General features: G+C 60.4%; 20 protein-coding genes. 10 read left to right on the top strand and 10 right to left on the bottom strand.

Annotated elements, in window-relative coordinates:
* Positions 1–141: 141 nt before the first annotated feature.
* From ACW9I6_RS20030 to colR, 5 genes are all read right to left on the bottom strand, one after another.
* Positions 142–372, bottom strand: a complete 231-nt coding sequence (locus ACW9I6_RS20030; protein WP_008433604.1) for a hypothetical protein — start codon at positions 370–372, stop codon at positions 142–144.
* Entirely contained in the window at positions 372–1,088 is a 717-nt protein-coding gene (locus tag ACW9I6_RS20025; RefSeq protein WP_023659223.1) for a lipopolysaccharide kinase InaA family protein, read from the bottom strand. The genes ACW9I6_RS20030 and ACW9I6_RS20025 overlap by 1 nt, the downstream gene beginning before the upstream one ends.
* 4 nt (positions 1,089–1,092) lie before the next feature.
* Positions 1,093–1,773, bottom strand: coding sequence for a class I SAM-dependent methyltransferase (locus ACW9I6_RS20020; RefSeq protein WP_008433602.1), 681 nt, complete (start codon positions 1,771–1,773; stop codon positions 1,093–1,095).
* A gap of 188 nt (positions 1,774–1,961) precedes the next feature.
* Complete coding sequence (locus ACW9I6_RS20015; protein ID WP_457339719.1) at positions 1,962–3,242, bottom strand: sensor histidine kinase; 1,281 nt, start codon at positions 3,240–3,242, stop codon at positions 1,962–1,964.
* Positions 3,232–3,915: a two-component system response regulator ColR gene (colR, locus tag ACW9I6_RS20010; RefSeq protein ID WP_003208587.1), complete on the bottom strand. Its 684-nt coding sequence runs from the start codon at positions 3,913–3,915 to the stop codon at positions 3,232–3,234. Before colR ends, ACW9I6_RS20015 begins: the two co-directional genes overlap by 11 nt.
* 201 nt (positions 3,916–4,116) lie before the next feature.
* On the opposite strand from colR, the gene ACW9I6_RS20005 reads away from it, so the two are divergent.
* From ACW9I6_RS20005 to ACW9I6_RS19985, 5 genes are all read left to right on the top strand, one after another.
* Positions 4,117–6,066, top strand: a complete 1,950-nt coding sequence (locus ACW9I6_RS20005; RefSeq protein WP_008433599.1) for an LTA synthase family protein — start codon at positions 4,117–4,119, stop codon at positions 6,064–6,066.
* A 54-nt stretch (positions 6,067–6,120) separates the two neighbouring features.
* Positions 6,121–6,864, top strand: a complete 744-nt coding sequence (locus ACW9I6_RS20000; protein ID WP_003208590.1) for a phosphatase PAP2 family protein — start codon at positions 6,121–6,123, stop codon at positions 6,862–6,864.
* A gap of 73 nt (positions 6,865–6,937) precedes the next feature.
* Complete coding sequence (locus ACW9I6_RS19995) at positions 6,938–7,636, top strand: response regulator transcription factor (protein ID WP_102606184.1); 699 nt, start codon at positions 6,938–6,940, stop codon at positions 7,634–7,636.
* On the top strand, positions 7,626–8,921 hold the full coding sequence (locus tag ACW9I6_RS19990; RefSeq protein ID WP_102606185.1) for a sensor histidine kinase: 1,296 nt from the start codon (positions 7,626–7,628) through the stop codon (positions 8,919–8,921). Before ACW9I6_RS19995 ends, ACW9I6_RS19990 begins: the two co-directional genes overlap by 11 nt.
* Positions 8,922–9,006: 85 nt before the next feature.
* Complete coding sequence (locus tag ACW9I6_RS19985) at positions 9,007–10,434, top strand: glycosyl hydrolase family 8 (protein WP_301049564.1); 1,428 nt, start codon at positions 9,007–9,009, stop codon at positions 10,432–10,434.
* Between the two features lie 131 nt (positions 10,435–10,565).
* On the opposite strand, the gene groL is transcribed toward ACW9I6_RS19985, so the two are convergent.
* The 4 genes from groL to ACW9I6_RS19965 all read right to left on the bottom strand — a co-directional run bounded on the left by groL (position 10,566) and on the right by ACW9I6_RS19965 (position 14,080).
* Positions 10,566–12,209, bottom strand: a complete 1,644-nt coding sequence (gene groL, locus ACW9I6_RS19980; protein ID WP_003208597.1) for a chaperonin GroEL — start codon at positions 12,207–12,209, stop codon at positions 10,566–10,568.
* Positions 12,210–12,259: 50 nt separating this feature from the next.
* Positions 12,260–12,556: a co-chaperone GroES gene (locus ACW9I6_RS19975; protein WP_003208599.1), complete on the bottom strand. Its 297-nt coding sequence runs from the start codon at positions 12,554–12,556 to the stop codon at positions 12,260–12,262.
* 249 nt (positions 12,557–12,805) lie between these two features.
* Entirely contained in the window at positions 12,806–13,282 is a 477-nt protein-coding gene (locus ACW9I6_RS19970) for an FxsA family protein (RefSeq protein ID WP_003208601.1), read from the bottom strand.
* A 66-nt stretch (positions 13,283–13,348) separates the two neighbouring features.
* Positions 13,349–14,080, bottom strand: coding sequence for a HugZ family pyridoxamine 5'-phosphate oxidase (locus ACW9I6_RS19965; protein WP_003208603.1), 732 nt, complete (start codon positions 14,078–14,080; stop codon positions 13,349–13,351).
* A 75-nt stretch (positions 14,081–14,155) separates the two neighbouring features.
* Between ACW9I6_RS19965 and ACW9I6_RS19960 the strand changes: the two genes are divergently transcribed.
* Positions 14,156–14,914 (top strand): SDR family oxidoreductase, encoded by a 759-nt coding sequence (locus tag ACW9I6_RS19960; RefSeq protein WP_457339718.1) that lies wholly within the window; start codon positions 14,156–14,158, stop codon positions 14,912–14,914.
* Here the strand turns inward: ACW9I6_RS19960 and ACW9I6_RS19955 are convergent, their stop codons facing one another.
* The gene (locus ACW9I6_RS19955; protein ID WP_177009843.1) at positions 14,915–15,922 is read right to left on the bottom strand and encodes a DUF481 domain-containing protein; all 1,008 of its coding nucleotides are present in this window, start codon (positions 15,920–15,922) and stop codon (positions 14,915–14,917) included.
* Between the two features lie 202 nt (positions 15,923–16,124).
* Here ACW9I6_RS19955 and ACW9I6_RS19950 point away from each other — a divergent pair, with 202 nt between their 5' ends.
* From ACW9I6_RS19950 to ACW9I6_RS19935, 4 genes are all read left to right on the top strand, one after another.
* Entirely contained in the window at positions 16,125–16,439 is a 315-nt protein-coding gene (locus tag ACW9I6_RS19950) for an MGMT family protein (RefSeq protein WP_218166212.1), read from the top strand.
* Positions 16,440–16,482: 43 nt separating this feature from the next.
* The gene (locus ACW9I6_RS19945; protein WP_008433581.1) at positions 16,483–18,024 is read left to right on the top strand and encodes an AmpG family muropeptide MFS transporter; all 1,542 of its coding nucleotides are present in this window, start codon (positions 16,483–16,485) and stop codon (positions 18,022–18,024) included.
* A 179-nt stretch (positions 18,025–18,203) separates the two neighbouring features.
* A complete protein-coding gene (locus ACW9I6_RS19940) occupies positions 18,204–19,919 on the top strand; it encodes a proline--tRNA ligase (protein WP_003208614.1) in 1,716 nt (571 codons plus the stop codon).
* 20 nt (positions 19,920–19,939) lie between these two features.
* Positions 19,940–20,893, top strand: a complete 954-nt coding sequence (locus ACW9I6_RS19935; RefSeq protein ID WP_003208616.1) for a hypothetical protein — start codon at positions 19,940–19,942, stop codon at positions 20,891–20,893.
* The last annotated feature ends 60 nt before the right edge of the window (positions 20,894–20,953 follow it).

The raw sequence follows: 20,953 nt of genomic DNA, 5'->3' as shown, positions 1-20,953 counted from the left end.
ACCCGCTGTAAGAGCGGAACCATAAGCCGCCGTTACCGCAGCAACGGATATGTACTCGATCAATCAACCAACCAACCCAAAACCCAAGCCCAAATAAAAGGCCTCGAACTAGCGAGGCCTTTTATTTGGGCTTCAATCTCTTCAACTCTGTGGCCTCATCCCTTGGGACATCCCGAACATGAACAACAACAACTCATGATCAGGCTTGGCCGCGACACCGACCTTGGCGATCCGCGGCATCGGGCATTGCTGCCCGACACCCTGCACCGCACTGAGAACTTGTGTCCGGGGCTGCTCCCAGGCAGCCAGGGCCAGGGCAGCTATGCCCAAAGCCCCCAACAGAAACAAACCTCGTGCAATTTCTAGCTTCATTACGTTAAACCCTTGATAGCGCTGCCAAACGCCGTCTCGTAAAAGTAGCTCAGTTTTTGCCAGTCCGTAGCATTCCACGACGAATGGCGGCGCAACTGCAACATGTCATGCCGGGCCGCCCGCAAAGCGGTCAAGCGCTGCCGGCACTTCTCGAAATCCAGCAACGCCACCTCAACCTTCGCCGCGTCCCCCTCACCCGTCACCCGCACAAAGATATGCTTGATATACAGGCAACCATGCTGCCAACGCCCCTTGTGCATCCGCGCCAACGTACCCGCGAGTTCCTTGAGCAAACGCTCATGCACCAACTCGCCATACTGCTCACGACCACCGGCGGCGTACCAGTTTTCAATCTCGTCGAAACCGTCCAGCGACGCCGTCACCAACAACGCCTTCCATTGGTGCTCAGGATCGCGACGGGCCTCGCAGAACACCAACTCCGGCACGCGTACATCCAGCAAGCGCAGGCCCTTCAGGGCGTCACGCTCACGCAACACAGTGGGGCGCCCAAACGGATGGAGCCAACTACGGTAGATATGACCGGTCTGGCGCTTGCTGTAGAGCAAACGCCCATTGGTGCCCGTCACCCGTTGCACACCACTTTCACCGCCGCGACGACGATTGGGCTCTTCGACCCACTCGCCCTGCTGGCGCCAGAAATAATCAAATCGCTCCTCGGGAGCTACTTCACTACCTGGTAAACACTCGACAGCCATCCTGTTACCTCTTGCGCAATACATACACTCGCCACATGGCGTAGAGCGGTATGAAGTCCAGAGATTCCTGAACACGGAAACCGGCCTGCTCAAACTCTGCCTCAACAGTAGCAGCCGGTAACACAAACCGATTTTGGTAACCTTCCTGCTCACCCTTGTTGCGACGCCGCACTTCGGCACGCTTGCGTTTCCACGCCTTGAAGTTGCCGTCCACCCACAGCGAGATAATCACGCTGTCACGGGTAACACGCTGAAATTCGCGCAGTATTGCCAGCCTGTGCTCGGGGTCACCAATGTGGTGCATCAAGCGCATGCAGAAAATACTGTCGACCGCATTATCTGGCAAATCGATATCAAAGGCAGACGTTTGCAAGGGGCGTACCCGTTTCACCACATCCGCCGGCTGGGCGACGGTGGCAATCTTCAACATCGACGCGGAGTTGTCGGCGCCGATGATCACGCGGTTGGGCTTTTCTGCCAGCAACGGCCAGAAACGCCCGGCACCACATGGCAAATCCAGCACCAGGCCAGGCTCACCGGCCATGGCCAGCGCACCACGGGCCAATTGCTCGTCGCGTTTGTGGGACAACCGGCGAGCCAGATTGTCCTGATGTTTGAGTAAATAATTCTGCGCGTGCTGATCGTCGTACTTTTCGGAAAATTCGAGCTTGATCGGGGTAGGCATCACCGGGTCTCCAGTTACTGATGCCTACAACCTTAAAAAGAATCCTGTGATCAACAGGTCAACACGTTGTGAAAAACTTGTCCTGTCGAATCGTATACATTACAAAACTTTGCAGACACAAGTCGTGGCATGATGCCATCTTCGGCGAAAATCAGGAAGTCTGCCGCAGCTTAGCGGCAGGGCAGGCATCAGGCTTTGACCTGACTCAATTCGACGTGAAAGCGGCAGCCGTTGGGCTCCATGGTGCTGAGGCTGACGCTCCAACCCTGGTTCTCGCAGATGCGCTGAACCAAGGACAAACCCAGGCCAAGGCCTTCACCGCGCTTTTCACTGCCACGCACAAACGGTTCGAACATCGCTTCGCGCTTGTCCTCGGGAATGCCCACGCCAGTGTCTTCCACCACAAAACCGCTCGGTTCCAGAGTAAGGCGGATCAAGCCATGCTCGGTGTAGTGCAGGGCATTACGCAACAGGTTGCCCATGACCGCGTGCAGGAAGGTCGCGTTGTAGCGGGTATCCAGTGGATTGCCCGGTTGATAGATCAGCTCAAGGCCTTTGCGCTCGATCGGCTCACGCCAGATCCCCAGCAAGTCCTCGGCCACCTGGGCCAGGTTGGCCTGGGGCGACATGCCGGCCTCCTCGCGCTGGGCACGGGCCAGCATCAGGAAGGTCTGCACCAGTTCGCGCATTTCTTCACAGGCCCGCGCAATGCGCTCGACCTGCATGCGGCCGCGCTGGTCAATCGCGGGGTTCTCCAGCAACAGCTCGCAGGAACTGGCGAGCACCATCAGCGGGGTGCGCAATTCGTGGCTCACGTCACTGGTAAACAGTTGCTCCCGGGACAATGCCTGGCGCAAACGGCCCAGGGTGGCGTCGAAGGCCACGGCCAATTCGCCGACTTCATCCGCGGCGTAATCCGGCGCCAGCGGTGGTGCCAGGCCAAGTAACTGGTCGCGGTGCCGCACCTGGCGGGCCAGGCGTACCACCGGCGCCATTACCTTGCGCGCCAGTACCCAACCGAGAAATACCGCCAGCGCCAGGCTGAGTACAAACCCCACCAGCACGACAGCAAACAGCACGCGCTCGCGTTCTTCGAAATCGCTCTGGTCTTGCAGCAGGACATAACGGCGACCGTCAACGATTTCGACCATTGCGTGGTAGGAAAGCTGTTCGCGGAACACCTCGTGAAAACCGGCGTCGAGGTGGCGCAAGTCCTTGGGCAGTTCAAAATCGCCAGGGCCGCCGCTGAAGTAGAACAACTGGTCGGGCTCGGGGCGATGGCTCCAGTCCTCGACGCTGTCCATCAGCAACAGGCGTTGCAAGTCACCGCCCAGGCCTGCCGAAATGAGTTTTTCTTCCACCAGGTGCACCGTTGCGACGATGCCCATGGCGAAGGCCCCCGCCACCAGCGCGCTCATCAAGGCGAAGGCGATGATGATCCGCTGGGCAAGGCTTTGCTTAAACTCCATCACGACCCTCGGCCAGGCGATAACCCACACCGTGCACCGTTTGCAGCAACGGCTTGGCGAAGGGTTTATCAATCACCTGACGCAGTTGATGGACATGGCTGCGCAGGCTGTCGCTGTCCGGGCAGTCATCGCCCCACAGGGCTTCTTCAAGAATCTCACGGCGCAATACATGCGGGCTTTTCTGCATCAGCACCGCCAACAGCTTCAGGCCGACCGGGTTGAGCTTGAGCAGGCGCCCTTCGCGGGTGACTTCCAGGGTGTCGAGGTCGTAGTTCAGGTCACCCACTTGCAAGGCACGGCGCCCGCCGCCCTGGGCACGACGCAGCACCGCTTCGATACGCGCGGCCAGCTCCGACAGCGCAAACGGCTTGAGCAGGTAGTCATCGGCGCCGGACTTGAAGCCCTGCAGCCGGTCATCCAGTTGGTCGCGCGCAGTGAGCATGATCACCGGCGTGTCGCGGCGCGCGTCTTCACGCAGGCGTTTGCACAGGGTGTAGCCATCAATGCCAGGCAGCATGATGTCGAGCACGATCAGGTCGTAATGTTCGGTGGCAGCCAGGTGCAGGCCCGACAAACCGTCCTGCGCACAGTCTACGGTGTAGCCCTTCAGCCCCAGGTAATCGGCCAGGTTGGCCAGAATATCGCGGTTGTCTTCAACCAATAAAATTCGCATGGGCAGTGTCTCCGTACGCGGTAACGGCCGTGTTGGCTCGCGCAGCTTAAGGCCAAGTATGGCTCACGGCTAGGCCTGAAGGCCGCGCCGATTACTGTTTTCAACCGATTGCGAGACTTAACGAGTTTTTCACTATAGGTTCACAACCTGACTACAGTGTCAGCGCGAAGATCGCGCCCATCGAAAATAAGGAACATTGACATGGGTTTTCCCAAAACAGCGCCAATGCGCTATTTGCTGTTGGTAACCGGTGCCTGGCTGGTGGTTTTTCTACTGACCCGCAGCGTGCTGCTGGTAACCCATCTGGATGAAGTGAGCGGTAACCTGCTGCCGGTATTCGGCGTGGGCCTGCTCTATGACCTCGGCTTCCTCGCCTATGCCGCCCTGCCCCTGGGCCTGTATTTGCTGCTGTGCCCACCGGCCTTGTGGCGCCGTCGCGGCCATCGCTGGTTCCTGCAGGCGGTACTCACCGTCAGCCTGTTCGCCATGCTTTTCACCAGCGTGGCCGAATGGCTGTTCTGGGACGAGTTCGGCGTGCGCTTCAACTTTATTGCCGTGGATTACCTGGTCTACTCCAAGGAAGTGCTGAACAACCTGCTGGAGTCGTACCCGATCGGCAAGCTGCTGAGCCTGCTGGCCGTGATGGCGATCGTCTTGAGCGTGGTCTTGCGTAAACCGTTCAACGCGGCCATGGACGCGCCGTTGCCTGCGATGCGCAAGCGTCTGCTCAGTGCCCTTGGCCTGTTGCTGGTGGCCGGCCTGAGCCTGCAACTGATCAACCAGGACAGCCCGCGCAGCCAGGGCGGTAACGCCTACAACAACGAATTGGCCAGCAACGGCCCCTATCAGTTCTTCGCCGCCTTCCGTAACAACGAACTGGACTACACCCAGTTCTACAAGAGCCTGCCGGCGGATGTAGTCGCCAAGCAGTTGCGCGCCGAACTCAGCGAGCCCAACGCACGGTTTATCGGCACGGATCCGCTGGATATCCGTCGCGCCATTACCAACCCGGGCACGCTGCGCAAACCCAACATCGTGCTGGTGACCATCGAAAGCTTCAGTGCCAAGTACATGGGCAGCAACGGCGACCCGAATAACCTCACGCCCAACCTCGATGCGCTGCGCAAACAGAGCCTGTACTTCAATAACTTCTACGCCACCGGCACTCGCACCGACCGCGGCCTGGAAGCCATCACCCTGGCCATCCCGCCGACGCCCGGGCGTTCCATCGTCAAGCGTATCGGCCGGGAAAGCGGTTTCGGCAGCCTCGGCCAGCAGCTCAACGCCATCGGCTACGACAGCGTGTTTGTCTACGGCGGCCGGGGCTACTTCGACAACATGAACGCGTTTTTCAGCGGCAACGGTTACCGCGTGGTCGACCAGAGCAGCGTGCCCGAATCCGAAATCAGCTTTAAAAACGCCTGGGGCATGGCCGACGAAGACCTCTATAAACAGACGCTGAAACTGGCGGACGCCGACTACGCCAAGCAGCAACCATTCCTGCTGCAACTGATGACCACCTCCAACCACCGTCCGTATACCTACCCGGCTGGCCGCATTGATATCAAATCCGGTGACGGTCGCGACGGCGCGGTGAAGTACACCGACCATGCCATCGGCCAGTTCCTGGAGGCGGCGCGCCAGAAACCCTGGTTCGACAACACGATCTTTATTTTCGTCGCCGACCACACGGCGGGCAGCGCCGGCAAGGAAGACCTGCCGATGGTCAACTACCAGATCCCGCTGTTCATCTACGCACCCAAGCTGGTAGAAGCCGGCGAGAACGCGAAGCTGGCCAGCCAGATCGACCTCGCCCCGACCCTGCTGGGCTTGCTGAACCTGAGCTACGAGTCGACGTTCTTTGGCCGCAACCTGCTGCAAGACAACCCGCTGCCGCCACGGGTAGTGGTCGGCAATTACCAGTACCTGGGGTTGTTCGACGGCAAGGACCTGGCGATTCTCAGCCCGCGCCAAGGCTTGCGTCGGCATGACCAGGCCCTGGGCGACAGCCACGAAATCCGCGTTGGCAGCGATGACCCGTTGATCCAGCGGGCCATCACCTACTACCAGGGCGCCAGTTATGGCTACAAGCAACAGTTGCTGAGCTGGAGGGTGCCCAAGGACGAGGTTCCCCAAGTGAGTACACGCTAACCAAAATGCCCCGGCCAGGTCTGACCGGGGCTTTTTTTAGAGTCTGAGTTCGCCATGCACGCAATCGCTGTTCGTCCGTTATCCCAACCCCTCAACTTCTGGCTGTGCCTCGGTGTGCCTGCCGTTCTGGCGGTGGCCATGTTGCTGCTGGAGCTGACGTCGCTGGACATGGACATCGCCAGGCTGTTTTACGACGCGTCCGAAGGCGGCTTCGTGGGCCGGCACAGTTTTTTTCTGGAGGACATTCTTCACGATCGCGCCAAGCAGATGGTGATCGTGTTTTCGGTGCTGGCAATCGCCGGGTTTGCCGGGGCCTTTGTCTTTGAGCGACTCAAACCCTATCGCCGGGAACTGGGCTGCCTGGTGCTGTCGCTGGCACTGGCCACCTCGTTCGTTTCACCGCTGAAGACGGTGACCGGGGTGCAATGCCCGTGGAGCGTCAAGGAGTTTGGCGGCCAGGAGACGTACAGCGAACTGCTGAGCCCCAGGCCGCCGACCGACAAGCCTGGCCGTTGCTGGCCGGGCGGACATGCGGCGACCGGGTTTGCGCTGTTTGCGTTGTTTTTTGCCCTGAGGGATCGCCGACCGCGGATGGCGCGCTCGGCGTTCCTGTTTGCGCTGGGCCTGGGCACGGTGCTTTCGGTGAGCCGCACGATGCAAGGGGCGCACTTTCTTTCCCACAACGTGTGGACGGCAATTTTCAGCTGGCTGATTTGTTTGGGCGCCTATTACTTCCTGCTGTACCGGCCGGTGAAAACACCGCAGCCCGCCTTCCGCAAGCAGCCCGTGACGCCGTGATGAACAGCCCTTGCCTAGCCGGGGGCAAGGGCGCAACACTCTGCGCACTTTTTGGCAACGATCCTGCTGATTCATGTCCGATACCCTGTTGCTGATCGAAGACGACCTGCCCCTGGCGGCACTGACGGCCGAGTTCCTGCGCGCCGAAGGCTTTAGCGTTGCAGTGGAACACCGTGGCGACCGCGCCGCCCAGCGTATCCAGGATGAACAACCGGCACTGTTGATCCTCGATGTGATGCTGCCGGGCATCGACGGTTTTACCCTGTGCCGACAGATTCGCGACCACTACCCCGGGCTGATCCTGATGATGACGGCCCTGGACGAGAACGCCGAACAATTGGTGGGGTTTGCCGCCGGGGCCGACGACTACGTTGTCAAGCCGATCGACCCGCAACTGTTGCTGGCAAGGATCCGCTCGCTGCTGCGCCGCCATCCCCAGGCACCTCGCAGCTACTATCAGTGGGGCGCTTTTCGGCTGGACCTGAACAACCACTTCGCCTGGCTTGGCGAGGCGCCCTTGCAGTTTTCGGTGGCCGAATTCGAGTTGCTCGCCATCTTTGCCCGCCATTGCGGCGTATTGCTGACCCGGGAAAAGCTGCTCCAGCGCCTGCGCGGCCTGGAGTACGACGGGCTGAACCGATCGATTGATATGCGGGTGTCGCGCTTGCGCAAAAAGCTGATGAGCCTTGCGTGCCCCGTGACCATCCAGACCATCACGGCGCAGGGATACCTGTTCGTCGAAATCCCGACGGGGAGCCAGCATGCTGTCTAAAGTTCGCCCGTGGATGGCCATCGCGGCCGGCACCAGCTGGGCCGCCCTCACTTTTTACCTGTTGTGGTTGTGCTCGAACGCCTCGGTGTTTATCGGGGACTACAGTTTTCTGCGGCTGATGGCCGGGCCGGGTTATCTGGTTGCCGAGCAACTCAAGGCCTTGCCCGCCGAACAACGGGAGGCGCGCATCGAGTCACTGCAAGCACGCTTTCAGTACCCGGTGAGCCTGGTGAAAAAGGATGATATCGAGCTGCCGCCTGAAGCTATTGTGATGCTCGACCACCATCAGCCGGCGCAGAACAGTGATGAGGACGTCACCTACTTCCCGCTGGACGATGACACGGTGATTCAATTCGGCCCCTTGTGGGGAACCGCCGAAGTGAAGGACCTGCTGCAATATCCGGTGTACTGGGTGACCGCCTGTGTCGCCGGCATGCCGGTACTGCTGTTTCTCTGGATTGCCCTGCGTGCCCGGCGCAAATACACCCATGACCTCGATGCCCTTAATGCCTGCATTGCTACCCTCGCCCGCTCGCCCAACACGCTGCTGCCCGCGATGAGCCAGGAGTGGGCGCCGCTGCTGCTGACCTTGCAACGGCACGCGCTGGATATCAGCTCGATGGGCGAACGCCACCGGGAGGTTTCCCAGGCGGTGTCCCACGAACTGCGCACACCCCTGGCGCGGATGCGTTTTGCCCTGGCACTACTGAGTAAAAGCGCCGACCCCGACACCCGCACCCGCCTGCAAGAGCGCCTGCACACCGATATCGAAGAGCTGGAGTCGCTGGTTCGCGCCAGCCTCGCCTTTGCCCGGCTGGCCGATGCACCCAGCGACCTGCAGCATGAGCCAATCAATCTCCATGCCTGGCTGCAGCAGGAGTTTGCCCTGCTGGACGGGCACCATCGCTTGCTGACCCTGGACACCGACCCGGCCGACCTGGAACTGATCGGCGACCGCGCCCTGCTGCATCTGATCGTGCGCAACCTGTTAAGCAACGCCATTAACTACGCCCGCGAACGGGTGAACGTCAGCGCAGCGTGCCAGGGCCAGCACCTGGTGCTGCATGTGGATGATGACGGCCCGGGCGTGCTGCCGGAAAACCGCGAAAAGATCTTCGAACCCTTCGTGCGCCTGGCCATGGGCGGCGACGAGCCCAGCGGATTTGGCCTCGGCCTGGCACTGGCCAAGCGCGCCACCCATTGGCACGGGGGTGAGCTGTCGATCACCCGCAGCCCGTTGGGCGGCGCACGCCTGACCCTGACCCTCGCACTGCGCCCGGCCTAGGCTGTTACAGCCTGTGACAGTGGAACATCCACGCTGCCGCTAACCTCGCGACCTTGCCCTTTGGATCAGGTTGGAGAGTCAGCTCATGCGTCACCCTAAACGGCATCTGCCCACGCTGCTGTTATCACTGTGCATGGCCGCCGGTTCATGGTCAGGCGGCGTTGCGGCCCAGAATGTTCACGCGCCCTACTACCCCGGCACCATCCTGCCCAATCGCCAGCCCCAGGCGACCATGGATCAACAACTGGTCACGTTCTACAAGGACTGGAAGGCGGTTTACCTGTCGGGGGAATGCGGCAGCGGCCGGTATTTCATCAAGGTCAACGCCGACCACAAACCCGTGGGTGGTGGCGCCGCGCCCAACACCATCACCGTGTCCGAGGCCCATGGCTACGGCATGCTGCTCACTGTGATGATGGCCGACTACGATGACCAGGCCCAACGGACTTTCGACGGCATGGTGCGCTACTTCCAGGATCACCCGGCAGCGTCCGATCCCGGCCTGATGGCCTGGAACCAGACCGAGGGATGCGGCGACTCCACCGACCCTTTCCGTGGCGACGTCAGTGCCACCGATGGCGACCTGGACATCGCCTACGCCCTGCTGCTGGCCGATCAGAAATGGGGCAGCGAGGGCTCCATTGACTATCGCAGCGAGGCCAACACGGTGATGGCGGCGATCATGAAACACGAGGTGCACCCCAGGACTCAGCACCTGATGCTCGGCGACTGGGCCGGTACCGACGGTGACGCAGAGCTTGAGTACACCACCCGCAGCTCGGACTTCATGCAGTCGCACCTCTACAGCTTTTTCACCATGACCGGGGACAAGCGCTGGCAGGCGGTGCGCGACAAGACCTATTCGATCATCAGTGACTTTACCCAACGGTACAGCGCCAACAGCGGGCTGGTGCCGGACTTCATCAGCCACCTGGACACCTCGATCACCCCGGCGCGGCCCGATCTGGTGGAAGGCCCATACGACGGCAGCTATTCGTGGAACGCGGCCCGCTACCCGTGGCGCATCGGCCTGGATTACCTGATGTACGGTGACCCGCGTGCGCTGTACACCTTGACCACCTTCAACCGCTGGGCACGCGCCACCACCCACGATGAGCCGGGCAACTTCAACAGTGGCTACCGAATCGACGGCAGTGCGATCGAGGAAGCGCACAATGAGCCGGCCTTTGTGGCGGCACTCGGGGTCAGCGCAATGATCAACCCCGACAATCAGCTGTGGCTCAATAACCTTTGGGACAACCTGCAACGCCGGTCCATCCGTGACCATGACTATTACGGCAATACCCTCAAACTGCTGGGCATGGTGGTCATGTCCGGCCATTGGGAGCGGCCCCAACCGGCGCCCCTCAAAAAAACCGCACACGTGCCTGTCCATCCGTCATCCGGCTCTGCGGCACCGGGACCCGTGGCATCTTTGCCGCCCGCCTCGCACCTGATGCTGGCTCGCGGCTTCATGTTCAAGAAACTGCTGGGGCGTCGCGGCGTCAGCTGAGGCGTGCGCGTAAAGAGAGACGCGGAGCGTCCCTGGCGGCATTCCCACGCAGAGCGTGGGAACGATCAGCATAAAAAAACCCCGCCTGCATCGCTGCAGGCGGGGTTTTTCAGTATCGGGGTAAGACTGGCTTACATCATGCCGCCCATGCCGCCCATACCGCCCATGTCTGGCATACCGCCGCCAGCTGGAGCATCTTCTTTGATCTCGGCGATCATTGCTTCAGTGGTGATCATCAAGCTGGCAATCGACGAAGCCGCTTGCAGAGCCGAACGAGTCACTTTAGCCGGGTCCAGGATGCCCATTTCGATCATGTCGCCGTATTCGCCGGTAGCAGCGTTGTAACCGAAGTTACCCGAACCCTGCTTGACCTTGTCGACCACTACGCTTGGCTCGTCGCCGGAGTTGGCAACGATCTGGCGCAGAGGTGCTTCAACAGCACGACGCAGCAGAGCGATACCGACGTCTTGGTCAGCGTTGTCGCCTTTCAGCTCGGAGATAGCCTGCAGAGCGCGAACCAGCGCCACGCCACCGCCAGGTACCACGCCTTCTTCAACGGCTGCACGGGTAGCGTGCAGGGCGTCTTCAACGCGGGCTTTCTTCTCTTTCATTTCAACTTCGGAACCCGCGCCAACCTTGATCACTGCAACGCCGCCGGACAGCTTGGCCAGACGCTCTTGCAGTTTTTCACGGTCGTAGTCGGAAGTGGTATCAGCCACTTGAGCGCGGATCTGGGTAACACGTGCCTGGATGTCAGCTTCAACACCGGCACCGTCGATCACGGTGGTGTTTTCCTTGGTCACGGTGACGCGCTTGGCATTACCCAGGTGTTCCAGGGTAGCGCTTTCCAGGCTCAGGCCGATCTCTTCGGAGATAACGGTACCGCCAGTCAAAACAGCGATGTCCTGCAGCATTGCCTTGCGACGATCGCCGAAACCAGGTGCCTTGACAGCAACCACTTTCACGATACCGCGCATGTTGTTCACAACCAGAGTCGCCAGGGCTTCGCCTTCAACGTCTTCGGAAACGATCAGCAGTGGGCGGCCGGCCTTGGCAACAGCTTCCAGAACTGGCAGCAGTTCACGGATGTTGGAGATCTTCTTGTCAACCAGCAGGATCAGCGGGCCGTCGAGCTCGGCGGTCATGGTGTCTGGCTTGTTGACGAAGTACGGGGACAGGTAGCCACGGTCGAACTGCATGCCTTCAACAACCGACAGTTCGTTTTCCAGGCCCGAGCCTTCTTCAACGGTGATCACGCCTTCTTTACCGACTTTTTCCATGGCTTCGGCAATGATGTCGCCGATGGAGCTGTCGGAGTTGGCCGAGATAGTGCCGACCTGAGCGATTGCCTTGGTGTCAGCGCATGGCTTGGACAGGGACTTCAGCTCTTTGACAATGGCGATGGTCGCCTTGTCGATGCCACGTTTCAGGTCCATCGGGTTCATGCCGGCAGCGACGGCTTTCAGGCCTTCGTTGACGATCGACTGAGCCAGGACGGTCGCGGTGGTGGTGCCGTCGCCTGCGTCATCGTTGGCACGGGAGGCAACGTCTTTGACCAGCTGCGCGCCCATGTTTTCGAAGCGATCTTTCAGCTCGATTTCTTTGGCGACGGAAACGCCGTCCTTGGTGATGGTCGGAGCGCCGAAGCTCTTCTCGATGATCACGTTACGGCCTTTAGGGCCCAGGGTCGCTTTTACTGCGTCAGCCAGGACGTTCACACCGGCGAGCATTTTCTTACGGGCGGAATCGCCGAATTTAACTTCTTTAGCAGCCATGATCGATATTCCTTAAATACTTTGTAGTAACGGGAAGATGAACGGGGAAATCAGCCTTCCAGAACAGCGAGAATCTCGTTCTCAGCCATTACCAGCAGGTCTTCGCCGTCGATTTTCACAGTGTTGCTGCCGGAGTAAGGGCCGAAAACAACCTTGTCACCCACTTTCACAGCCAGCGCACGTACTTCACCGTTTTCCAGGGTCTTGCCTGGGCCAGCAGCGAGAATCACACCGTGGTTGGCTTTCTCAGCAGCCGAACCTGGCAGCACGATACCGCCAGCGGTTTTCTTTTCTTCTTCACTGCGACGGATGACGACGCGGTCATGCAGAGGACGAAGCTTGCTCATTGTCGATCTCTCCTAATTGTGTTTTTCATCGGCCGGTGTCAATTCCGGCTAGTTAAATTCCGGCGGTGCCGGTCGCGGTTCGCGGCGCGAAACGCGGAAGTCTGTCTGGTGTCGCCACCAGAAACCTTGCGGTGACCGTTACATAAGGGCGCATAAGCTTATTACAAGGGTACCGAGATGAAAATTTTTGTGTCGGGGGGCGTCTTCAAAAGCCGCACGGCACCCGCGGGTGCCGTGCCAGTGAGGAGATTACTTGGGGTCGCGGTGTTCGAACTCACCTTCGATCACGTCACCTTCGCGCCCCAGGGGCTGGCGCGGGGCCGGGCCACCACGGGGTTGCAGGTCGTCGGCAAAGGCGCGCTGGCGAATGGCAGCCTCTTCGGCACGCTGGCGCATCTTGCCCGCCAGCACTTTGCGAGTGAATGGCAGCAACATCACCAGGCCAACCACATCGCTGATAAAGCCCGGCAGGATCAGCAGGCCACCGGCCAATGCCATCATCAGGCCTTCGAGCATGGTCTGGGCCGGCAGCTCGCCGCGATTCAGGCTTTCACGGGCACGCAGCGCCGTGGCCAGGCCGGCGACGCGCAGCACCAGTACGCCGAGCATCGAGCCGAGAATGATCAGCAGCAGCGCCGGGAAAAACCCGATTGCCCCGCTGACTTGTACGAATACGAACAGCTCAAGCACCGGAAACAACAAAAAGAGCAACAAAAAAGGGCGCATCAAATGGTTCCTCAACGCAAGAATGCCTTGCTACTCCACCTTAGATGACGTCGCCGTTTCGTGAATTCAAGCTTCAGCGGCTGCTTTTTTCGGCCAGACCTCGGCGTGAGCCAGGAAAACCAGGGCTTCGCGTACTTGTGTCGGCGTGTTGCAAGGCTCGGCAAAGGGCAGCCAGTAGAGGGCCTGGCCAATGCGCAAGTGCATGCCTTCGCTGTCGATACCGGCCAGTTGCGCAGGCTCGGAGGTCGGCAGGCCGGCCAGTTCGACATAGTGGGCAATCGCCTTGGTGTGGTCGCTGTTCATGTGCTCGACCATGCTCAGCTCGGCCTTGCCGGCAAACGGATTGGCCAGGGTCAGTTGGTCGACCCAGTGGATCGCGCCGAACCCGCCGATATAACGATGGCGCACCGGCTTGAGCACCCAGAAGTCAAAATCATGGGCCTTGTGGTAGTTCGCCGAGTCCGGGAAATAGCGGTAATAACGCTCGGCGGCGGCTTCAATCGCAGCGCCGTCTTCGAGCTTTTCGGCCTCGGCGAGGTAGGTCAGGCGCCCTACCGCTTGCACGTCGTCCGCCTCACGCTCACCGACCAGCAACGAGCACTTGGGGTCTTTCTGCAGGTTGTGGGTGTGCTGGGCGATACGGCTGATCAGGATCAGCGGCCGACCCTCGGCGTCCAGGCAATACGGCACCACCGAGCCAAAAGGGAAACCGGGCATGGCCTTGGACAAGGTGGCGAGTGCCCCACGGTATTCCTTGAGCAGTAGTTCTCGGGCATTCTTGGCAACGTGCGCGCTCAACTTATGACTCCTTCGATAAATTTCGTCAAAAAACAAACTTGGATAGCCGCTTAATTCTGCCCACAGGACTTGCGAATGCATCTCAACGACAAAGTAATCATTATCACCGGCGGTTGCCAGGGTTTGGGCCGCTCCATGGCCGAGTATTTTGCCGCCAAAGGTGCCAACCTGGCGCTGGTGGACCTCAATCAGGAAAAACTCGACCAGGCGGTGGCCGCCTGCCAGGCCCATGGAGTGAAGGCCCGCGCCTATCTGTGCAACGTGGCGAATGAAGAGCAGGTGACCCACACCGTGGCACAGATCGCCGAAGACTTCGGTGCGATCAACGGCTTGATCAACAACGCCGGGATCTTGCGTGATGGCTTGCTGCTCAAGGTCAAGGACGGCGAGATGACCAAGATGAGCCTGGCCCAGTGGCAGGCGGTGATCGATGTCAACCTTACCGGGGTGTTCCTGTGCACCCGTGAGGTGGCGGCGAAAATGGTGGAGCTGAAGAACCAGGGCACCATTATCAATATCTCGTCGATCTCGCGGGCCGGCAATGTCGGGCAGACCAACTACTCCGCCGCCAAGGCCGGTGTAGCGGCCGCCACTGTGACCTGGGCCAAGGAGCTGGCGCGCTACGGCATCCGCGTGGCGGGCATCGCACCGGGGTTTATCGAGACCGAGATGACCCTGAGCATGAAGCCCGAGGCCTTGGAGAAGATGACCGCCGGCATTCCCCTCAAGCGCATGGGGCGGCCTGAGGAGATTGCCCATTCAGCGGCGTATATCTTCGAGAACGACTACTACACCGGGCGGATTCTGGAAATGGACGGCGGGTTACGCCTTTAATTACCAAGCGACGCCGAACCCTGCGGTGTAGCGGGTCTTGCTCAACGCGCTTTCCGAGTCGCCACTAATAATGTCGCGCTCGGCCTTGAGGTTGAGGGAGGCCCACTCGGTGACTTTGTAGCGCAAGCCCATTTCCGCATCCAGGGAGTACTCGGACGGCCCGGCCAGCGGCTTGCCCACTTCGCCATTGGTGAAGAATTCAACGGTCTTGCCCACCAGGTAGCGGTTGTAGTTCCACTTCATGGCCAGCGAATAGAAGTTGTCCTTGCCGCCGTCCTGGTATTCATAGTCGGTGCGGTTGACCAGCGAACCGAGGGAGAACGCGCCCAGTTCGTCATCCCAGAATTGGTAGCCCGGGCCGGTACCCACGGTGCGCTGGCGGGACAGGTCCTCGACCTTGTCGCGCTTGTAGGTCAAGCGGCCCTGCCAGAACCAGTGTTCGGTAATAAACCGGTCCAGGTCGTACTCCAGCGCCCAGTTGTCGGTGGTGGTCACGTCGTCCTGGAATTCGCGGTTGTATTCGCCCTCGGCGGTATGGCGCCACTGGCCATGGCGGGCAGTGGTCTTGAAGTCGATGTCGTAGTCGTTGGTGTCGTTTTCCGCGCGCTTGTAGTCCAGCGCCATATCGACATTGCCCTTCCACACCAGGTCCTCGATCACCGGCTTGGGCTTGATGATCTGCTGGATGCTCGCCAGGTCGACAGTCTTGGGCGCCTCGCCGTTGGCCAGGATGACCTTGCCATCGTCGGCCGGCTGCAGGGACTTGGCCTTCTCACCGCTGTAGGCATCCTGCTTGACCAGCAATTCCTGATCGCTCTCCAGGGTCTTGACCTGCTTCCAGTCCACCGGGATCGCGCCGGCATAGTCGGTCTGGATCAGCAGCTTGCCGCCGTCGAAAACCTTGATCTTGCCGGTCAGGCGGTCACCGTTCTTCAACCAGACGGTGTCGGCGAGCAACGGGGTGGAGGCGCTGAAGACAGCGAGGCACAGCAGGGTTCTGGACAACATAAGCGGATATGGGGCTCGAGTTTGACGAAAAAACGGGCATTATCGGGGTGGATAACTTCTTAGCAAGGACTGACTCGGGTATTCGTATCGAGTTCCGCTCTCAGCCCCCCATTTTTCAGAAATTTCTTACAAATAGACGGATATTTTCATCGGATATGCCCCCGTGAACGAACTGACCGACGCTCCGCAAAGCCCCGCTGAAATGCGCCGCACCGTGCTGTACCTGACCCTCGCCCAAGTGCCCGAAGGCTGCGTGATCAGCTACGGGGAGCTGGCACACCTCGCCGGTTTGGGTCGCGCCGCACGTTGGGTGGGTCGCACCCTGAGCCAACTGCCCGAGGACACCAAACTGCCCTGGCATCGCGTGCTGGGTGCCGGTGGTCGGATAAGTCTGCCGGTGGGCAGTGCCTCGGGTGACGAGCAACGTGCGCGTTTGCGCGGCGAAGGCGTCAGCATCCTGAACAATCGTGTTGATATTCAGCGTCATGGCTGGCGCCCGGTAGAGCACAGCGGTTAGAGTGCGCGCTTTATTTGCGTAATTCTGAGGCAGACTCCAGCCCATGCCCCGTAAAACCTGGCGCGCCGCGCTCGCCGCCTATGCCAGCCCCTCGACGTTAGTGCTGTTGCTGCTCGGCTTTGCTGCCGGCTTGCCTTACATGTTGGTGTTCTCGACGCTCTCGGTATGGTTGCGCGAGGCCGGCGTGGCCCGCGAAACCATCGGTTATGCGAGCCTGATCGGCCTGGCCTATGCCTTCAAGTGGGTCTGGTCGCCCCTGCTCGACCAATGGCGCCTGCCACTGCTCGGCAAGCTCGGACGTCGTCGCTCCTGGCTGGTACTGTCCCAGACGCTGGTGATCCTCGGATTGATCGGCATGGGTTTCTGTGATCCGCAAAAGCATCTGTCCTGGCTGATCGCCATCGCCGTGATCGTGGCCTTCGCTTCCGCCACGCAAGACATCGCCGTAGACGCCTACCGCCTGGAAATCGCCAGCGACAGCCAGCAGGCCGCGCTTGCCGCCAGCTATATGTCCGGTTATCGCGTGGCCGCGCTGCTTGCCACCGCAGGTGCGCTGTTTTTTGCCGAAGGCTTCGGTTCCACCGGGTTCAACTACAAGCACTCGGCATGGGCCGGTACGTACGTGCTGTTTGGTGCGCTGATGGTGCCTGCGCTGCTGACCACGCTGTTCATGCGCGAACCCAATGTGCCGCTGCGTACCCAATTGCAGGCCGGGCGCTACAGCTTTGCTCACCAATTAGTGTCGGTGTTCGTGTTGATCGTGCTGCTGGTCTCGGTACCGGCGATGTTCACCCAGCTGTACAACACTGACTTCGCCAGCGTGCTGTTCCATGGGGTCAGCCTGCTGGACCTGCTGCTGGAAGATCGCGCGTTCCTGCGGGCCATCCTCTACATCATCCTGACCACGCTGTGCCTGTCGACCATGGGCCGCCGGGGCCTGGCGCCGGTGCTCACGCCGGTCAACGATTTTATCCTGCGCTACCGCTGGCAGGCCTTCCTGCTGTTGGGGCTGATTGCCACCTACCGCATGTCGGACACGGTAATGGGCGTAATGGCCAACGTGTTCTATATCGACCAGGGCTTTACCAAGGACCAGATCGCCGGTGTCAGCAAAGTCTTCGGCCTGATCATGACCCTGCTGGGTGCCGGCATGGGTGGCCTGTTGATCGTGCGCTTCGGGATTCTGCCGATCCTGTTCATTGGCGGCATTGCATCGGCCGGCACCAACCTGCTGTTCGTGATGCTCGCCGACATGGGCCCGGACTTGCAGATGCTGATTTTCACCATCTCCCTGGACAACTTCAGTTCCGGCATGGCGACCTCGGCGTTTGTCGCGTACCTGTCGAGCCTGACCAACCTGAAGTTCTCCGCCACCCAATACGCCCTGCTCAGCTCGATCATGCTGCTGCTGCCGCGCTTGATCGGCGGGTATTCGGGGGTGATGGTCGAGAAGTTCGGTTACCACAACTTCTTCATGATCACCTGCCTGCTGGGTGTGCCGACGCTGGTCCTGATCGCCTTGCACTGGTTTCAGGAAAGCCGGCGGATTCGCTTGAATCCTCCCGAGGAAAACGAATCACTGTAGGAGCTGGCTTGCCTGCGATTGCATCACCGCGGTGTAACTGACACACCGTGTTGCCTGCATCGCAGGCATGCCAGCTCCCACAGAAGCCCTGCTCCAGCAACCAGATGCCTGTACGTCGGCAGCAAGCGCCCGTACAATCCCAAGTCATTTCAAGTCCAAGCAACCGACAACGGCCTACCATGCGCACCAGTCAATATTTGCTCGCCACACAGAAAGAAACGCCTTCCGACGCGGTCGTGATCAGCCATCAGCTGATGCTGCGCGCCGGCATGATCCGCAAACTGGCCTCGGGCCTGTACACCTGGCTGCCCATGGGCTTGAAGGTGATGCGCAAGGTCGAAGCCATCGTTCGTGAAGAAATGAACGCTGCCGGCTCTCTGGAAGTGTTGATGCCGAGCACCCAACCGGCTGAGCTGTGGCAGGAATCCGGGCGCTGGGAAGAGTACGGCCCTGAATTGCTGCGCTTCAAGGATCGTCATGGCCGGGACTTCTGCGCCGGCCCGACCCACGAAGAAGTGATCACCGACCTGATGCGCAACGAGTTGAGCAGCTACAAGCAACTGCCCCTCAACCTGTATCAGATCCAGACCAAGTTCCGTGACGAAATCCGCCCACGCTTCGGTTTGATGCGCGGCCGCGAATTCATCATGAAGGACGCCTATTCGTTCCACGCTGACCAGGCGTCCCTGCAGGTCACCTACGACCGCATGCACACCGCCTACTGCAACGTGTTCACGCGCCTGGGCCTGAAATTCCGCCCGGTTGAAGCGGACAACGGCTCCATCGGCGGTGCCGGCTCCCACGAGTTCCACGTGCTGGCCGAGTCCGGTGAAGACGACATCGTGTTCAGCAACGGTTCCGACTACGCGGCGAACATCGAGAAAGCCGAAGCCGTGCCACGGGAAACCTCCCGCCCTGCGCCAAGCGAAGAGCTGCGCCTGGTGGACACACCCGAGACCAAGACCATCGCGGCCCTGGTGGAGAAATTCAATCTGCCGATTGAAAAGACCATCAAGACCCTGATCGTGCGCGCCGAGGAAGAAGGCAAGCTGATCGCCCTGGTGATCCGCGGCGACCACGAGCTCAACGAAATCAAGGCCGCCCAGCAGCCAGGCGTTGCCAGCCCGCTGGTCATGGCCACCGACTCAGAACTGCGTGATGCCATTGGCGCCGGCGCTGGCTCCCTCGGCCCGCTGAACCTGCCACTGCCGATCATCATCGACCGTTCGGTAGAGCTGATGAGCGACTTCGGCATCGGTGCGAACATCGATGACAAGCACTACTTCGGCGTGAACTGGGAACGCGACCTGCCGGTTCCGACCGTGGCCGACCTGCGCAACGTGGTGGCCGGCGACCCGAGCCCGGACGGCAAGGGCACCCTGGAAATCAAGCGCGGCATCGAAGTCGGGCACATCTTCCAGCTGGGCAACAAGTACAGCAAGGCGATGAAGTGCGAAGTGCTGGGCGAGAACGGCAAGCCGATCACCCTGGAAATGGGCTGCTACGGCATTGGCGTATCCCGCGTGGTTGCGGCTGCCATCGAGCAGAACAACGACGAGAAAGGCATCATCTGGAGCGACGCCCTGGCGCCATTCCAGGTTGCCCTGGTACCGCTGCGCTACGAAACCGAGCAAGTACGCGAAGCCACCGACAAACTGTATGCCGAACTCACGGCTGCCGGTTTTGAAGTGCTGCTGGATGATCGGGACAAGAAAACCAGCCCAGGCATCAAGTTCGCCGACATGGAATTGATTGGCATCCCGCACCGGATCGTGGTCAGTGACCGCGGCCTGGCCGATGGCAATCTGGAATACAAGAGCCGGACCGAAGCCGAGGCCCAACCGTTGCCGGTGGCTGACGTGCTGTCTTTCCTTCAGGCGCGTATTCGTCGCTGAAAACCAGATCAAGAGTCGTCATGTTCAAGCGAAACACCATAGCCCTGGGGGGCGCCACGTTATGTGGCGCCCTGCTGGTCAGCGGCTGCGCCAACCAAATGTCGCAACGCAGCGAGCACGAGGAACGCATCGAGCGCAAATTGCTCGATCACAGCCTGCAGATCGACGTGGGCGAGCCGAAGGTGCTGGAGCTGCCGCAACGCCGGGTGCGCATTCACGAGCAAAAGACCTTTGAGGTCACCGAGTTCGAAGTTACCCGTCGCTACGACCGCTACACGCCCTACCAGCCCTGGCGCAAACTCTATGAGATGCCCCTGGGCGCGGTCGCGCTCGTGGCGGGCGTCGGCGCCAACGTGGCGAATGTGTTTGCCCTGGGCAACCTGCCTGCCAGCATGACCCGGGATTGGCTCAGCTATGGCGTGGACGGGCTCAACCCGTTCATGAACGTGCAATCCAACGGCCGTGCGCAACAGAACCTGGCGGGTATCGATGAAGTCCAGCGCGACAAGCGCGTGGAGTATTCGAGCCTGCCCTGGAGCGAGCGCCCGGTACAGGTGACTGCCGGCAAGCAAACCCATGAGCTGACCACCGACCGCGATGGCGTGCTGCGCCTGAACCTGTTGGACAGCCCGTTTGCCGAGCAGGACCTGAACCGCATCAGCACCCTGAAGATCAGTGTTGAAGATGCCCAGGATGACGTGCACTCGGACTCATCCCTGGCCATCAGCGGCACCCTGCGGGGCAAATTGCTCGAAGCTCACGGTTTGATCTATGACGACCTGGAAGACGACGAGGTCAACGAGTGGGTGCACCGGGTCAAGCGCCTGTCGGAGCTGGGCCTGGAAGAAGAAGCCAGCGAGCTGGAACAGAGCCTGATCGAACTGACCCGCAATGATCCGGAGTTGCAGCAGGAATTCCTGCAGGCCTTGACCAAGGATGCCGGACGCCTGGTGGCGGATCCCGGAGCACGCTGAAGCCTTTAAATGTGGGAGCGGGCTTGCTCGCGAATGCGGCGTGTCAGCCAGCACATGCGT

The sequence above is a fragment of the Pseudomonas sp. SDO5522_S412 genome, from assembly GCF_054071215.1.
The sequence above is the reverse complement of the archived record's forward strand: the minus strand, read 5'-3'. Positions and strand labels throughout refer to the sequence as shown.

Bases quoted from the DNA above. Each gene is read 5' to 3' on its own strand.
- ACW9I6_RS20030 (WP_008433604.1), bottom strand. From the start codon at position 372: ATGAAGCTAGAAATTGCACGAGGTTTGTTTCTGTTGGGGGCTTTGGGC.
- ACW9I6_RS20025 (WP_023659223.1), bottom strand. From the start codon at position 1,088: ATGGCTGTCGAGTGTTTACCAGGTAGTGAAGTAGCTCCCGAGGAGCGA.
- ACW9I6_RS20020 (WP_008433602.1), bottom strand. From the start codon at position 1,773: ATGCCTACCCCGATCAAGCTCGAATTTTCCGAAAAGTACGACGATCAG.
- ACW9I6_RS20015 (WP_457339719.1), bottom strand. From the start codon at position 3,242: ATGGAGTTTAAGCAAAGCCTTGCCCAGCGGATCATCATCGCCTTCGCC.
- colR (WP_003208587.1), bottom strand. From the start codon at position 3,915: ATGCGAATTTTATTGGTTGAAGACAACCGCGATATTCTGGCCAACCTG.
- ACW9I6_RS20005 (WP_008433599.1), top strand. From the start codon at position 4,117: ATGGGTTTTCCCAAAACAGCGCCAATGCGCTATTTGCTGTTGGTAACC.
- ACW9I6_RS20000 (WP_003208590.1), top strand. From the start codon at position 6,121: ATGCACGCAATCGCTGTTCGTCCGTTATCCCAACCCCTCAACTTCTGG.
- ACW9I6_RS19995 (WP_102606184.1), top strand. From the start codon at position 6,938: ATGTCCGATACCCTGTTGCTGATCGAAGACGACCTGCCCCTGGCGGCA.
- ACW9I6_RS19990 (WP_102606185.1), top strand. From the start codon at position 7,626: ATGCTGTCTAAAGTTCGCCCGTGGATGGCCATCGCGGCCGGCACCAGC.
- ACW9I6_RS19985 (WP_301049564.1), top strand. From the start codon at position 9,007: ATGCGTCACCCTAAACGGCATCTGCCCACGCTGCTGTTATCACTGTGC.
- groL (WP_003208597.1), bottom strand. From the start codon at position 12,209: ATGGCTGCTAAAGAAGTTAAATTCGGCGATTCCGCCCGTAAGAAAATG.
- ACW9I6_RS19975 (WP_003208599.1), bottom strand. From the start codon at position 12,556: ATGAGCAAGCTTCGTCCTCTGCATGACCGCGTCGTCATCCGTCGCAGT.
- ACW9I6_RS19970 (WP_003208601.1), bottom strand. From the start codon at position 13,282: ATGCGCCCTTTTTTGTTGCTCTTTTTGTTGTTTCCGGTGCTTGAGCTG.
- ACW9I6_RS19960 (WP_457339718.1), top strand. From the start codon at position 14,156: ATGCATCTCAACGACAAAGTAATCATTATCACCGGCGGTTGCCAGGGT.
- ACW9I6_RS19955 (WP_177009843.1), bottom strand. From the start codon at position 15,922: ATGTTGTCCAGAACCCTGCTGTGCCTCGCTGTCTTCAGCGCCTCCACC.
- ACW9I6_RS19950 (WP_218166212.1), top strand. From the start codon at position 16,125: ATGCGCCGCACCGTGCTGTACCTGACCCTCGCCCAAGTGCCCGAAGGC.
- ACW9I6_RS19945 (WP_008433581.1), top strand. From the start codon at position 16,483: ATGCCCCGTAAAACCTGGCGCGCCGCGCTCGCCGCCTATGCCAGCCCC.
- ACW9I6_RS19940 (WP_003208614.1), top strand. From the start codon at position 18,204: ATGCGCACCAGTCAATATTTGCTCGCCACACAGAAAGAAACGCCTTCC.
- ACW9I6_RS19935 (WP_003208616.1), top strand. From the start codon at position 19,940: ATGTTCAAGCGAAACACCATAGCCCTGGGGGGCGCCACGTTATGTGGC.